We start from the raw sequence: 14,215 nt of genomic DNA, 5'->3' as shown, positions 1-14,215 counted from the left end.
AAGTGAAATCTAATCTGGTAGAATTTTTAAAATAATTCCATTTGTAATATTTTTATTAGGCCAGTTTTTTACGGGCTGCATGCCTTTTTCAAGCCAGTCATTTCCATATCCAATTGCAATAATTTGATTTGAGTCAATGTTAAAAGTATTAGAAAGATATTTTGCAATTGTTTGCGCTCTCATTAAACTTTCAATACGTAAATCATCACTGTTTCCTGCTGCTAAAATAAATCCTTCAACAAGTAATCTGCCATTTTTATGTTTAAAATAGTCAAATTTTTCTTTTAAGAGATCTTCCCCTTGTTTAGAAATTTCATATGAAAATTGATTTAAATCTTGACTGACAAATAATTCTTGTGAAGAAATTTCAAATTTTGGAGTGATCGATATTTTTTTATTAACATATTTTTGCAAAGGAAAAATGCTATCTCCCGCCATAGGACGCCAGTACATATTTCCTGTTTCGACAACATCTTGTGGAATTTTTCCAGGTGATGTTCCTTTGTATTCCATTCCTGTAATGAGGGCTTCAATCATATTTCCATTCATTCTTTCAACATTACCTTTTCCTAAGAAAACCCATCTTCCTGGAGGTAAACACCTTGCAATTTGAACTTCTCCTCCTACGGAGGGCATTAAATGAGATGGGATTTCCATTTCTGAATTAAAATGCCACCCTACTCTAAATTCATTTTTAGTTTGCGTTTTTTGCGAATAATCAATTTTTAAAGTCTGTGTTTGCATACCATTTGGAGTGCATTCCTGTTCGGGAAAGGATTTGTGAAAATAATAACTTAATATGGAATAAGGATAGGGTGAATAGGGTAATGTGTCAGGAAATTTATAACTATAAATTGGTTTTGAATAATTTAAAATTAACATTAGTGCCAAAGAGAATAAATGTCTCCTTATTATTCTTTTTTTAAGAATGTTAAGTTTCATGTATATCCTATAACTTAAAATATAACTTGATTCCTTCTTGCCTTTTCGGCAACCTGCGGAGGGTGCGCTGGGCAAGAATTTGATTTGTCAAATTAGAGTAATGATGGGAAAGAATTTTATAAATGAGAAAAGTTGGAACTATTATTGATAATTTACGAAAAGGCGAGAAGGCTCCTGATAGACATGAAAACCCCTATCTCAAAGAAGCCCTTTCTCTTTCAGAGTATCTACTTACCCAAGAAGAATTAAAAGCAAACTATTTAAATCTTTTTAAGAATAAAGAGAAACCTATTGTTCTTGAAATAGGGTGCTATATGGGCAAAAATGTAATTGAATTCGCTTTGCAAAATCCACAATTCAATATTTTAGGTATCGACATTACATACAAACGAGTTGTCAAAGCGGCACGTAAGCTTAAAAGACTAGCTGTCGATAATGGAAAAATCGCCATATGTGACGGAAAAGCTCTTATCAATGATATTCTTCCTGAAAATGCTTTACACGGCGTTTGTGTTTTCTTTCCTGACCCTTGGCCAAAAGATCGTCATGAAAAAAATCGGTTGCTTAAAAAAGAATTTATTGAAGGACTTTATCAAAAGCTGGCTCCCAATGGCTTTTTTTGGTTCAAAACAGATCATGAGCCCTATTATTTAGAAACCAATAAAATTGTGTTAGATTGCGGTTTTAAAGCAGATGATGTGCAAGAAGGTGAGCCTTTGACTCAACCTCGGAATTTTCTAGGAGGGCCTTATGAAACGGCTTTTCAAAAGCTGTTTACAGAAAAGGGAGTTCCTTTTTATCAGCGGGTCTATCTTAAAAAATAGAAAGTTGTGATGCCATGCAGAAAATCTTAGAAAGTGATTCTGTAAATTCCAAAATGGCACAGAGAGCGGCCTTGATCGCCGCTCTCTGTGCTGCGGGATTAGCTATTGGAAAGCTTTCTCTTTTTTTATTCACCGGTTCCTTAGTTGTAGCTCTTTCGGCGTGGGATAGCACCATGGATATGATTGTCAGCCTTGTAAATCGCAAGATTGTCAAATTTTCCAGACTCGATCCCGACAACAACCATCCCTACGGACATGGCCGGGTTGAAAGCATTGCTGCTTTAGGTCAGGGATGTTTAATTATTGGTGGCGCCATAGGTATTATCGTTTCTAGTGTGCGACAAATATACGATAGTTATAAAGGTAAAATAGAATTAGATTATCATTCCGATTGGCGACAAGTTGTTTTTTTTATATTCGCAGCATTTGTCAGTTTTTTAGTTACAAAAATGTTAAAATCTAAGGGAACATTATTAAAAAGTCCGGCGTTGTTAGCTGATTCAGAGCATTACAAAGTTGATTTAACTACTAATATTGCAAGTGGAATTGCTATTTTAATAGTGATTTTACTGGGAGATCCCATTCTCGATCCTATTATCGCTTTTGGATTTTCTTTATATATTATTTATGGATCTTTTGGACTCATTAAAACAAGTATTAATGAACTTATGGATCATGATATTTCAGAAGAAATAAAATTGCAGGCTCAGTTAAAAGTAAAAAACACGGACAATCGAATTCAAGATATTCATCGTTTTCGAGGTCGTAAAAGTGGACATAAATACTTCTTTGATTTTCATGTTACTTTGCCAGACGATTTATCTTTTCAAGAAGTTCATGTTATTATTGAAAAAATAGAAGAAGCTCTCGCCCTAGAGTTTGAAGGAGATGTCATTGTACACGCTGATCCCAGTAGTGTAAGATTAAAATTATGAAATTAAAAAAAGAAATTTTAGATTTATTAAATCAAAATGGTATTTTGTCCGCAGGAGTGTTTTCTTTTGAAAAAAATCATTCCCTTATTTTAGAAAAAGATATACCTGCATTTCAAAAATGGCTTTCTGAAAATGCTCATGCGAAGATGACATTTTTAGAAAATAATATAGAAGCTAGAAAAGATCCTTCCCTTATTTTACCGAATGTTAAAAATGCTCTTATCTTCTTGTTTCCTTACGCAGCTGGTCATAGAGTTCGAAATAAAAAAAAAGAAAATGCGCATAATAATATTCAATTAAATCATAATTCAGAATCGATACTAGCTAAAAAGTTAATTTCAAAATATGTATATGGCAAAGATTATCATAAAGTATTAAAGAAACAGTTAAATTTAATTGCGACAAAACTTCAAAAGCAAATTGGCAATCCGTTTCAATTTCGTGCTGTTGTCGATTCCATTCCCTTTTTTGATAGAGCCTACGCACGCGAAGCCGCATTAGGTTTTATTGGTAAAAATACCATGCTAATTCGTCCGGGTATGGGGAGCTTTTTTTTTATTGCGACTCTCCTCACAGATGCTTCAATTCAGGATATTTGCGATTTAAATTTAGAAAATAAGAACGCCATACTTAATCTAGATTGCGGTGACTGCACAAAATGTCTTGATGCTTGCCCTACCCAAGCTTTTAAAAAACCTTATTTTTTAGATGCCAATCGATGCCTTTCTTACCTTTCCATTGAGCATAGAGATATTGTAGACAATGAATTTATTCCCCACTTTGCAAATACAATTTATGGTTGTGACATTTGCCAAGAGGTGTGTCCTTATAATCTTGTGACAAGTGATTTTAAAATATTAAAAGAATTTTCGAATTATCATAATCCTTTTCAAATCATCACCGCTAAAGACATGGCACTCATGGATACAGATCAATATGAAAAATGGTTTGGTGGAACGGCAGCAACTAGGGCTAAATATCAAGGACTGGTTCGCAATGCCTTATACCATTTGCATTCGGTTTCTGATTCTTCATTGCCAGCGATCTTGGACAAATTATGCGCCTCAGAGTATGAACTTATTTTGAAAACGGTTATGCAACTGAGAGTTCTGCAAAAAGCGTGAGCGTTTAAATTTAATTAAGCTTAAATAGATATTTGATAGTTGCTCTTTATGTTGAGTTTTAATATAAAGAGTAAATTAAAAGGAAAAATAAAATGCGGATTAGGCGCCTTATAAATTTTAATATTCTTTGCAGTATAATGTCTGTATTCTTATTTTCATCCTGCCAAACAGCAAAATGGACACCTTCAGGCATTCAAGAAGGTTATGAAGCCGTAAATCCGGCATCTGTCATAGCCATTCCTGTTTTTATGTTGCCTGATCCTTCGAAGTCTTCATCCATCGATCCGGCTATTGTAAATACCCATCAAATTATTTCTAAAATTCAAGAGAAAGTCATTCAATCATTTAATAAACAACCTAATATTAATGGGCATTCATTTGCAGCTGTATCAAATATAATTGGAAATACAAAGCCCTCTCTTTTAGATAATTTAAATGAAAGTATGAAAATTATTGCTAATCGATTTAAATCTAATGAAACTTCGACGCGCACACTTATTACATCTTCTTGTTTAGCAAGAAAAAATTTCCTGGAATTTTATATTCATTGCGTTTCTCCTGATAAATTATGGATCGAAAATTTAAATACTCTAGCAGCTAAAGTATTAAATGCAGATACCGCCTTAATTGTTGTTATTAATGATATTGAATCCAATCTTGACGTTGATATTTATAGTATAAATGGTGGTTTTTCTGTTTTACTTGTAGATACAAACAACGGAAAATTAATTTGGGGAAGAGATGGTTACGCCTCATTACAAAATCCAAAGGAAAAAAAATATTATCCTAGTTGGGATGATTTAATTAATAGTATTTTTAACGAACAATTTTGGGATAAATTTCCAGGTAGAATTGTAAATCAAAAGAAAACATAACGAGTTCGATAAATAAATATAATACTCGATGAGGTTTTTCAATGACAACTCTTAAAAAAGATCCTCAACGCAAATCTGAATTTACCACAGCATCTAATTCCTTAATTGAAGAAATTTATTATCCTGAAAATGCGAGAGACAATCAGCATTATTTAAAAAATATTGGATTTCCAGGTGAGTTTCCTTATACCCGTGGTGTTCACGCAAAAATGTATCGCAGTAGTCTTTGGACAATGCGGCAGTATGCTGGATTTGCTACAGCAGAAGAAAGTAACAAACGCTATAAATATTTGTTGAGTCAAGGGCAAACAGGGTTAAGCGTGGCTTTCGATTTGCCAACGCAAATTGGTTATGATTCCGATAGCCCTGAAGCCGAAGGAGAAGTGGGAAAAGTGGGTGTTGCTATCGATACCCTTGCCGATATGGAGGTTTTATTAGAAGGAATTCCTTTAGATAAAATTTCCACTTCTATGACGATTAATGCTTCCTCAGCCGTCTTATTGGCTCTCTATATTTGTGTTGCAGAAAAACAAGGAATATCCAGCGATAAATTACGTGGTACGATTCAAAATGATATTTTAAAAGAATATATTGCGCGTGGTACTTATATTTATCCACCTAAGCAATCGATGCGCATAATTACAGACATTTTTTCTTATTGCAAAGAATCTGTTCCTTTATGGAATACGATTTCTATAAGCGGTTATCACATTCGTGAAGCAGGAAGTACCGCTTCTGAAGAAGTTGGATTTACTCTTGCCAATGGCATTGCTTATGTTGAAGCAGCAATACAAACGGGTTTAGACGTGGATGAATTTGCTCCTCGCTTATCCTTCTTTTTCAATAGTTTTACCGATCTTTTAGAAGAAGTGGGAAAGTTTAGAGCGGCAAGACGGATGTGGGCAAAAATTATGAAAGAAAGATTTGGTGCTAAAAATCCAAAAAGTCTTATGTTACGTTTTCATACGCAGACTGCAGGTTCTACTTTAACAGCGCAACAGCCCGATAATAATATTATTCGTGTTACGATTCAGGCATTAGCCGCCGTTTTTGGTGGAACACAAAGTTTACATACAAATAGCAAAGATGAAGCACTTGCATTGCCTACAGAAGAATCGGCACGCATTGCCATTCGTACACAACAAGTTATTGCTTATGAAAGCGGTGTTGCTGAAACTGTAGATCCTCTTGCAGGGAGCTATTATGTAGAAGCACTAACCGATCGCATTGAAAAAGAAGCACTCGATATTATTTCAAAAATAGACTCTATTGGGGGAATGGTAAAAGCGATCGAAGAAGGATTTGTTCAGGCTTCCATTCAAAAATCAGCTTATAAATATCAACAAGATATTGAAAATCAAAATCGAATTATTGTAGGAGTAAATAAGTTTACAGTCGATGAAAAAGATCACTCTGAACTTACAAAAATTGATGCTTTAGTTGAAAAAAATCAAATAAAAAGATTAAAAAAAATTAAAGAAACAAGAGCTCAAAAAGCAGTTGATGAAAGCTTGCAGCAATTGAAAATAGCGGCACAAGGAACAGATAATTTAATGCCATATATTATTCGCGCTGTGAAATCTTGTGCGAGTATTGGTGAAATTTGTAACGCCATGCGAGATGTATTTGGAGAGTATAAGGAAAATATTATTTTATGAATGAACATGTTTCTAATTTAAAAGAAGATAGAAAATCTTTTAAAGTAATTAATGTAAATTATAATAATAGGAAAATAATTGAAAGACCTCCGTGGGATAAATATTTTATTGGAATAGCAGAAGCTGTTGCAAAAAGATCACACGATGGAGAAACTCAAGTTGGTGTTGTTATTATTGATGAAAATAAGAGAATATTAGCAACAGGATACAATGGATTTCCTCCTGGTTGTGATGATACGACGTTACCTAATTTAAGACCAGATAAATATCCATTTATGGTGCATGCGGAAATAAATGCCATTGCGGCATCGAGGCAAGATCTCAGAAATTCGGCATTATATTGTACTTATAGCCCCTGTCGTGATTGCGCTAAAGCGATTATCACAGCCGGTGTAAAAAAGGTGGTATTTAAAACAGCTTATAAAAATGAAGATTATGAATTTGTTATTAACTTTATGCGTTCATGTGGTATAGATGTTCACCAATCAAGCTGATTTTAATTTAAATATTGCCAATATTATTTCTTTGATGTAAGAAGGGATGAGTTTGGAGGTATAATATGAAATTTGGCGAATTTATTTATGGTTAAACAATTGCTGTATTTAACTATATTTTCATATTTATTACAGACAAACTGTTTATGGGTATTATGTAAGCTCTTCCGATAAAGCCATTCTCCCTTTTAAAAATTCAGTTGCCAACGGGCGTCTTATTGCAGCTTATATAAATAAAAAAGATGTATTAACCGCCATTGTTATCAATGACAGTGGTTTTGTCTATTCCGTCTCAAAAGTAAGTCCCAGTGATTTTGCTATTCGGACGATTGGTGTTGCAAGCGCATTAGCTTCTCAGGAACCCTAAATGATTTTAATAAGATAATCTTATTAAAGAATATTACAGTAACTCCAAAAAAGATATAAATTTTTATAATATTTCAAATTCTTCCCATCGAGAAAAAAAAATTCCTTGACAGCTTTCAATGCACGGTTACTTTCCTTAGGTGCCGGGGCAGTCTTTTGTCCCTGAAATATTAGCTTTTTATTTGTGGGTATTTCCACTCTTTTTGGAGGTTCATTATGAAGATTCGTCCACTTTCAGATCGTATTTTGGTTAAGCGTGTAGCAGAAGAAACTAAAACTGCTGGCGGCATTCTTATTCCAGACAATGCCAAAGAGAAACCCGTGGAAGCAACTGTCGTTGCTGTAGGCAATGGCAAGGTTCTTGCTGATGGCCAAGTTCGCGCTATCGATATTAAAGTTGGTGAGCGCGTTCTTTTTAGCAAGTATAGCGGGACTGAAATCAAGGTTGATGGCGAAGAGCACCTTATTTTGCGTGAAGATGACATTCTTGGCGTAATTGGTTAATTGATATCTACTTTTTTAAGCAAATGAAATTGAGGAGATCCCTATGTCAGCTAAAATGATTAATTTTGGTGAAGATGCTCGTAAAAAAATTCTTGTTGGTGTGAATACTCTGGCAGACGCTGTCAAAGTCACTATGGGACCGAGAGGCCGTAATGTTGCTATCGACAAATCATTCGGTTCTCCCAGCGTAACTAAAGACGGTGTGACCGTAGCTAAAGAAATTGAACTTGAAGATAAATTTGAAAATATGGGCGCGCAAATGGTTAAGGAAGTTGCTTCTAAAACCTCTGACGTTGCCGGAGACGGAACTACAACGGCAACTGTACTTGCTCAAGCAATTTACCGCGAAGGCGTGAAGTTGGTTGCGGCTGGACACAACCCAATGGATTTAAAGCGCGGTATTGATAAAGCTGTGACTGAAATTACAGCGGAACTCAAAAAAATTAGCAAACCTATTGGAAGTCACAATGAAATTGCGCAAGTGGGTACAATTTCTGCAAACTCCGATACGACAATTGGTAATATCATTGCAGAAGCAATGAAAGAAGTGGGCAAACAAGGCGTTATTCAAATTGAAGAAGCGAAGGGTATGGAAACAACCCTCGACGTTGTTAAAGGTATGCAATTTGATCGTGGTTACCTATCCAACTATTTCGTAAATGAAGCGGAAAGAATGGAAGTAAATTACGAAGATGCTTATGTTCTCATCTTTGATAAGAAACTTTCTTCATTGAAAGATCTTGTTCCTATTCTTGAGAAAGTTGTTCGTTCAAGCAAACCACTTCTCATAATTGCAGAAGATGTTGAAGGGGAAGCTCTCGCTGCCCTTGTTCTCAACCGTCTTCGCGCAAACCTCAAGATTGTTGCTGTAAAAGCTCCTGGCTTCGGCGATCGCCGTAAAGCGATGCTTGAAGACATCGCTATTTTAACGGGTGCGACAGTTATTTCCGAAGAATTAGGTTTGAAACTTGAGTCCACAACTCTTGAGCAACTCGGCGTTGCAAAACGCATCCGTTGTGACAAAGACAATACAACAATTATTGATGGTCACGGCCAAAAAGCAGATATCGAAGCTCGTATTAAACAAATCAATAAACAAATGGAAGACACAACTTCTGATTACGATCGCGAGAAACTCCAAGAACGCCTTGCTAAAATTTCTGGTGGCGTTGCCGTTATCCGTGTAGGCGCAGCAACAGAATCCGAAATGAAAGAAAAGAAAGCGCGCGTTGAAGATGCACTTCATGCGACACGCGCGGCAGTTGAAGAAGGTATTGTGCCAGGGGGCGGTGTTGCTCTTATCCGTGCACAAAAAGTTCTTGAAGCTCTTCGTGCGAAGTCTACAAATGACGAGCGCTTTGGTGTTGATATCATCTATCGCGCTACCGAAGAACCTCTACGTCAAATTGTTGCGAATGGCGGCCAAGAACCTTCTGTTGTTCTTAATAAAGTTCGCGAAAATTCAACAGCAAACTTTGGCTTTAATGCGAAAGAAGAGCGCTATGAAGACATGGTTGCCGTTGGTATTATCGACCCAACTAAAGTAACTCGTTCGGCATTGCAAAACGCAGCATCAGTTGCTTCTTTACTCTTAACGACAGAATGCATGATTGCAGAACGTCCAAAAGACGATAAAGCTTCGGCAGCTCCTGCAGGCGGCGGATACCCCGGAATGATGTAATTTCTTTTGAGAAATTATATTTAAAAATACTCTTTCACAGAGTTTTTCTTTGTGAGAGAGTGTTTTTTTATGATTGACATCCTCCCTTCCCATGAATGAAGGGGATTCCCTAGATACAAAAGAAAAACTAATTTTTCTTCGTACGAGTCGGCCTATCATGTCCGATAGGGAACATGTTCTTGTATGCGTTGAGTATGTTTATACTCGCATTTACATCACGATCATGGATCGTATTGCACTTTTCACAAGTCCATGTCCTTACTCCAAGACCGATCCGTGGTAGTATTTCACTGCACTTTGAGCACGTCCGAGTTGAATCTCTTTCTGAAATTTCTTTGTATATTGAAGCAGCTCTAACGGCTTTGTACTTCAACATATTTTTAAACATCCCTATTCCTGAATCGAGTGATATTCCTGATAGCTTTTTATTACGATTCATGAATTTACAAGGAACATCACCTACAACAATAAGAGAACATTTTTTAACAATTTTTGTAGATTCTTTATGCAAATAGTCTTGTCTTATATTGGCTACTTTTACATGCAGTTTTCTTTCTTGTTTTGCTTTTGGAAGAGAATGATATTTTTTACTTTTGGATTGTTTTCTTTGTGCAAACTTTTGGCATCTTTTTAAATACCGCATTTTTGCTAAAGCATTTTTTCTTAAATTTGGCCTTTCAATCTTTTCACCATTTGAACAAGTGGCTAGAGTTTTAATTCCAATATCGATACCAATTTTTTTATGATCTTCTCTTTTAATTCCTATTTGCTGACTTTCAAAAGCAACATTTAAATACCAATGCCCACTTTTATCTTGGCAAAATGAGCCTGTTTTTATTTTTGCATCTTCAGGTAGTTCTCTTGAATTCCAAAAAGAAAATTCATTCTTATTATAGGATATTTTTCCATTATGAATTTTAATTGCAGATGATTTAAATGGCACCCATCCTAAAGATTTTTTGCCACGCCAACGCAATAGTGTTTTAAATTGTTTTCTACGTGTGATGTATTCTTCAGATACAAATTGCACTGTTTGTGAATGCAACTCTAGCTCTTTTGAGCTTCCACTTACTAGATTATTCATCTCAAATTTGGTTAAAAAATAAGGGATAGAAGCTTTTTCACCAGATTTTTTATCTTCAATTAACTTAACGGATTTATTTTTAAGAGCTTCTTGTTGAGTTTGTTTGCAAAAATTCCATACCATATTTACAGAACGAGACATCTTAGAAAGCACTCTATTTGCCTTCCCTGAATCTTTAATTCTGTAGTGATATATTGTTATCAGCAAGCTTAAACTCCTTAAGCTTAAAAAAGAATTATAAATGAAACAAAGTTACAAGTAAAGCCATCTTACTACAAACAAAAATTCCTATCGTCTTTTTGCATGCCTCGTCAGGCTTTCACTTAAATCTTGCACCGTTTGGTGCTGCGGTCTTTTCAGCTCGCTTATATCCTCGCTCTGAAGAACGAGGTCTTACGCTCGGTGTGAATAAAGAGTTTCATTTCGAAATCCTACTTTTTATCATTCTTTTTAAATAAATAGGAATATTGTCCATAACCTTCTTTTTCCAAATCAGTAGCGGGGATAAAGCGAAGTGCAGCTGAGTTAATGCAATATCTCTTATGTGTGGGTGCAGGACCATCATCAAAGAGATGTCCTAAATGGGTATGGGCGTAATTCGAATGGACTTCGGTACGTTCTTCGAAAGCAAGTTTGTTATCTTTTGATTCTTTTAAATATTTATTATCGATAGGTTTTGTAAAGCTAGGCCATCCGGTGCCCGAATCAAATTTATCGGTAGAGCTAAAAAGGGGTTCGCCTGAGACAATGTCAACGTAAATACCTTCTTCCTTATTATTCCAAAAAGCGTTTTGGAAGGGGGGCTCAGTCCCTTCTTTTTGTGTAACATTATACTGCAGAGGGGTTAATTTTTTTAATTTTTCATCTTTGTTAATTTTTTCATACTTATCATCAGTTTTATCCGCCATAGCATAACCTACCATTATAAAAAATGCAGCGAGGGAAAGGAAAATCCTTTTATAATCTATCACAGTATATTAACCTCCCAGTAGTTGCAATCTTATATTTTATCATGATTTAATTTAAAAAAATAATATCAAAAAATTGACAAACTTTCTTAATAAATAAAAAATAACATAATTTTTAATATAATGTAAATTTTAAATATTATATGATTGGTTTTTATGAATTCAGAATAAAAAAAAATAATTAAATAAATATATTTTATAATTTATATGGATAATTAAAATTGTATCTGGTACTTTGTTTAGACTAAATGAACTTATATGAAATATAAACCTTGAGGCTTTAAAATGATATTTGCATCAAATGAAACAAATAATCGCATTTATTTTGATTGTAATGCAACAACTCCTATTTTAAAAGAAGCAAGTCAGGCCGTCTTAAGAACAATGGAAAAAGTTTATGGAAATCCGAGCAGCACTCATATGGTGGGGGCGCAGGCTAAAATTATTTTGGAAAGATCACGTGTTTCGGCGAGCGAAGTAATTCATGCTCATCCTTCTGAAATATATTTTACCAGTGGTGCTACTGAGGCAATACAAATATCTGTACTTTCTGTTTTAAAATGGATTTCAGAACAAAAAAAACAAGGTATTAATATAAAAGAAAGGAAGATATTAATTTCAGCAACAGAGCATAAAGCAATTCCTAACGCTATTTCACATTGGTGCTTTGTGCTTGATTTAGACATTGAAATTATTCCAATTGGAGTAGATGAAAAAGGACATATTCTTTTAAATGAAATTGAAATGCATGTAAAAGATACTATTTTTTTATGCACTATGGCTGTTAATAATGAAACGGGTGTTATTACAAAATTAAATGCTATTGAAAATCTAATTCGTTCTCAACAACATCATATTTATTGGTTGGTTGATTGCGTACAAGCGCTAGGAAAAATTGATCTTAATTTTGATAATTTAAGTGTCGATTATGCTGTATTTAGTGGCCATAAAATTCATGCTCCTAAAGGAATTGGTTTTTTATATTTAAGAGAAAAAGCACCGCAGTGCCCTTTAATTGTAGGTGGAGGTCAAGAAAAGGGGGTGCGTTCTGGCACTGAAAATCTTCCTGGTATTGCAGCTATCGGAGTTATTTTAGAGCTTCTGAAAGATCGAAAAAGGGGAAATAAAGTTGAATCGATTAGAAATCATAATGAATTATTAGAATTTCGAAATATTTTACTTGATGCTCTGCAATTAGCATTTCCCAGCATAGTTTTTAATACAGATTTAAACCATTCTGTTCCGACAACAATTAATTTTTCTGTATATGGTCTAACTTCAAAAGAATTGATGAATGTTTTTGACTGCGCCGGAATAAGCATGAGTGGTGGTTCTGCATGTAATTCAAAGTCTGTAAATTATAGTCATGTTTTAGAGGCGATGAATTTTCCAGAATGGCGATTGGCATCAGGAGTGCGTTTATCTTTTAGTTTTGCCACATCGAAAGAAGAAATTATAAAAGGATCTCAAGCTATATTAAATGCAGGAAAAGCTTTTAAAAATTCATGTCTAAATTTATCTTGCAGCATTGAAAATAATTTAGATGAAAACTTTATGACACAAGATGATCTTCATGGTATAATTCAGTTAAACTCAGAATTTGCAAACACCTGGATACTAATAGATTGTTTTACAAAATCCTGTATTGTGATTGATCCTACAGAAAAAAATTTAGATAGAATATTGAATTTAATTCATTGCAAAAATTTGTATGTACAAGCTATTTTAGATACTCATTCGCATGCAGATCATGACTCAGTAAGAAAAATTCTATTTACAAAACTGAATTTAAATGATAATGGATTGGATGTCCTTGGCTGGCCTGAAAACGGAAATATATTAAAATTTAATTCAAATCAATGGGAAATTAAGAAATTAAATACACCAGGTCATACTTTAGATAGTGTTTGTTATTTAGTATTCGATAAAAATAAACTTAAGTATCCTCTCTTTGCTTTTGTTGGGGATACTATATTGCCTGGTGGCTTAGGTCGCACCGATTTTGAAATGAGTTGCATTGAACAATTTTTTCACTCACTGCATTTGTTGAATAAAAATTTATCTCCCCAAACCATGCTTTGTTCTGCGCATGATTATAACAATAATTTAGCAACAAGTTGGGGTGTTGAAAAAAATAATAATTGTTTATTAAAATCATCATTGATATCAGATGATAAAATGACATTTAATTATTTTAATAATGAAAAGAAAAAAATAGATTCAAATTTATCTTTAGATGATAAGACAGATAATATTGTCTGCGGATTGATTTCTGTGAATTATAATGAAAAATCCGACTCTCTTCCTCTGCTAAATCCAGATAAAATAAATGATAAGGAATATATTGTTATTGATATTAGAGAAAGGGCTGAATCTCTCGCATTTAAAGATTGGGCAAGCTTGAATTTAAATCAGCAGCCTATAAATATCCCCATGTCTAAAATAACAAATTTGATGTGTGAATTATTACAAGGAAATGAAAAATATTCCTCAAAGAAAATAATATTATTATGTTCGACTGGTAGAAGATCATTAATCATTGCAAAAAATTTCAGGAGATTAGGGTTTTCATCTGTATTAAGTATTGATGGTGGAGTTGCTTTTTCATCATTAAAAAATTTTGAAAATACATATTAAAAAATAAATATATTATAGATACCCATTATTTTATTATTAACTATAAAAAAATATTAAACATAGATTGATTTTAAATTAAATTATATTATGTTATTATGAATAGGTAATTGATATTTAATTTAA

12 protein-coding genes are annotated in these 14,215 nt (G+C 34.0%); 9 read left to right on the top strand and 3 right to left on the bottom strand.

Features of this window, described 5'->3' with window-relative positions; translation table 11 throughout:
* Positions 1 to 9: 9 nt before the first annotated feature.
* The gene (locus tag AXG55_RS13685) at positions 10 to 882 is read right to left on the bottom strand and encodes an OmpA family protein (RefSeq protein ID WP_237244019.1); all 873 of its coding nucleotides are present in this window, start codon (positions 880 to 882) and stop codon (positions 10 to 12) included.
* 182 nt (positions 883 to 1,064) lie between these two features.
* On the opposite strand from AXG55_RS13685, the gene trmB reads away from it, so the two are divergent.
* The 8 genes from trmB (at position 1,065) to groL (ending at position 9,403) form a co-directional block, all read left to right on the top strand.
* Positions 1,065 to 1,766 carry a tRNA (guanosine(46)-N7)-methyltransferase TrmB gene (gene trmB / locus AXG55_RS13680; RefSeq protein ID WP_148698658.1) on the top strand — a complete coding sequence of 234 codons (702 nt, stop codon included), beginning with the start codon at positions 1,065 to 1,067 and terminating at the stop codon, positions 1,764 to 1,766.
* A 14-nt stretch (positions 1,767 to 1,780) separates the two neighbouring features.
* The gene (locus tag AXG55_RS13675; protein ID WP_148698657.1) at positions 1,781 to 2,701 is read left to right on the top strand and encodes a cation diffusion facilitator family transporter; all 921 of its coding nucleotides are present in this window, start codon (positions 1,781 to 1,783) and stop codon (positions 2,699 to 2,701) included.
* Positions 2,698 to 3,825, top strand: coding sequence for a tRNA epoxyqueuosine(34) reductase QueG (queG, locus tag AXG55_RS13670; RefSeq protein ID WP_148698656.1), 1,128 nt, complete (start codon positions 2,698 to 2,700; stop codon positions 3,823 to 3,825). The genes AXG55_RS13675 and queG overlap by 4 nt, the downstream gene beginning before the upstream one ends.
* 92 nt (positions 3,826 to 3,917) lie before the next feature.
* A complete protein-coding gene (locus AXG55_RS13665) occupies positions 3,918 to 4,700 on the top strand; it encodes a hypothetical protein (protein WP_148698655.1) in 783 nt (260 codons plus the stop codon).
* Between the two features lie 41 nt (positions 4,701 to 4,741).
* Positions 4,742 to 6,358: an acyl-CoA mutase large subunit family protein gene (locus tag AXG55_RS13660; protein ID WP_148698654.1), complete on the top strand. Its 1,617-nt coding sequence runs from the start codon at positions 4,742 to 4,744 to the stop codon at positions 6,356 to 6,358.
* Positions 6,355 to 6,852 carry a deoxycytidylate deaminase gene (locus AXG55_RS13655; protein ID WP_148698653.1) on the top strand — a complete coding sequence of 166 codons (498 nt, stop codon included), beginning with the start codon at positions 6,355 to 6,357 and terminating at the stop codon, positions 6,850 to 6,852. Before AXG55_RS13660 ends, AXG55_RS13655 begins: the two co-directional genes overlap by 4 nt.
* A 582-nt stretch (positions 6,853 to 7,434) precedes the next feature.
* On the top strand, positions 7,435 to 7,722 hold the full coding sequence (gene groES / locus AXG55_RS13650; RefSeq protein WP_148698652.1) for a co-chaperone GroES: 288 nt from the start codon (positions 7,435 to 7,437) through the stop codon (positions 7,720 to 7,722).
* A gap of 43 nt (positions 7,723 to 7,765) precedes the next feature.
* Positions 7,766 to 9,403, top strand: coding sequence for a chaperonin GroEL (gene groL / locus AXG55_RS13645; RefSeq protein WP_148698651.1), 1,638 nt, complete (start codon positions 7,766 to 7,768; stop codon positions 9,401 to 9,403).
* A gap of 127 nt (positions 9,404 to 9,530) precedes the next feature.
* Here groL and AXG55_RS13640 read toward each other — a convergent pair whose 3' ends face one another.
* Together AXG55_RS13640 and msrB are read right to left on the bottom strand one after the other, a co-directional pair.
* Entirely contained in the window at positions 9,531 to 10,694 is a 1,164-nt protein-coding gene (locus AXG55_RS13640) for an RNA-guided endonuclease InsQ/TnpB family protein (RefSeq protein ID WP_148698650.1), read from the bottom strand.
* 224 nt (positions 10,695 to 10,918) lie between these two features.
* Positions 10,919 to 11,395: a peptide-methionine (R)-S-oxide reductase MsrB gene (gene msrB / locus AXG55_RS13635; protein WP_233231239.1), complete on the bottom strand. Its 477-nt coding sequence runs from the start codon at positions 11,393 to 11,395 to the stop codon at positions 10,919 to 10,921.
* A 345-nt stretch (positions 11,396 to 11,740) separates the two neighbouring features.
* Between msrB and AXG55_RS13630 the strand changes: the two genes are divergently transcribed.
* Entirely contained in the window at positions 11,741 to 14,092 is a 2,352-nt protein-coding gene (locus AXG55_RS13630; protein WP_148698649.1) for an aminotransferase class V-fold PLP-dependent enzyme, read from the top strand.
* Positions 14,093 to 14,215 lie beyond the last annotated feature (123 nt).

It is taken from the genome of Silvanigrella aquatica (genome assembly GCF_001907975.1).
Classification (GTDB): domain Bacteria; phylum Bdellovibrionota_B; class Oligoflexia; order Silvanigrellales; family Silvanigrellaceae; genus Silvanigrella; species Silvanigrella aquatica.
The sequence above is the reverse complement of the archived record's forward strand: the minus strand, read 5'-3'. Positions and strand labels throughout refer to the sequence as shown.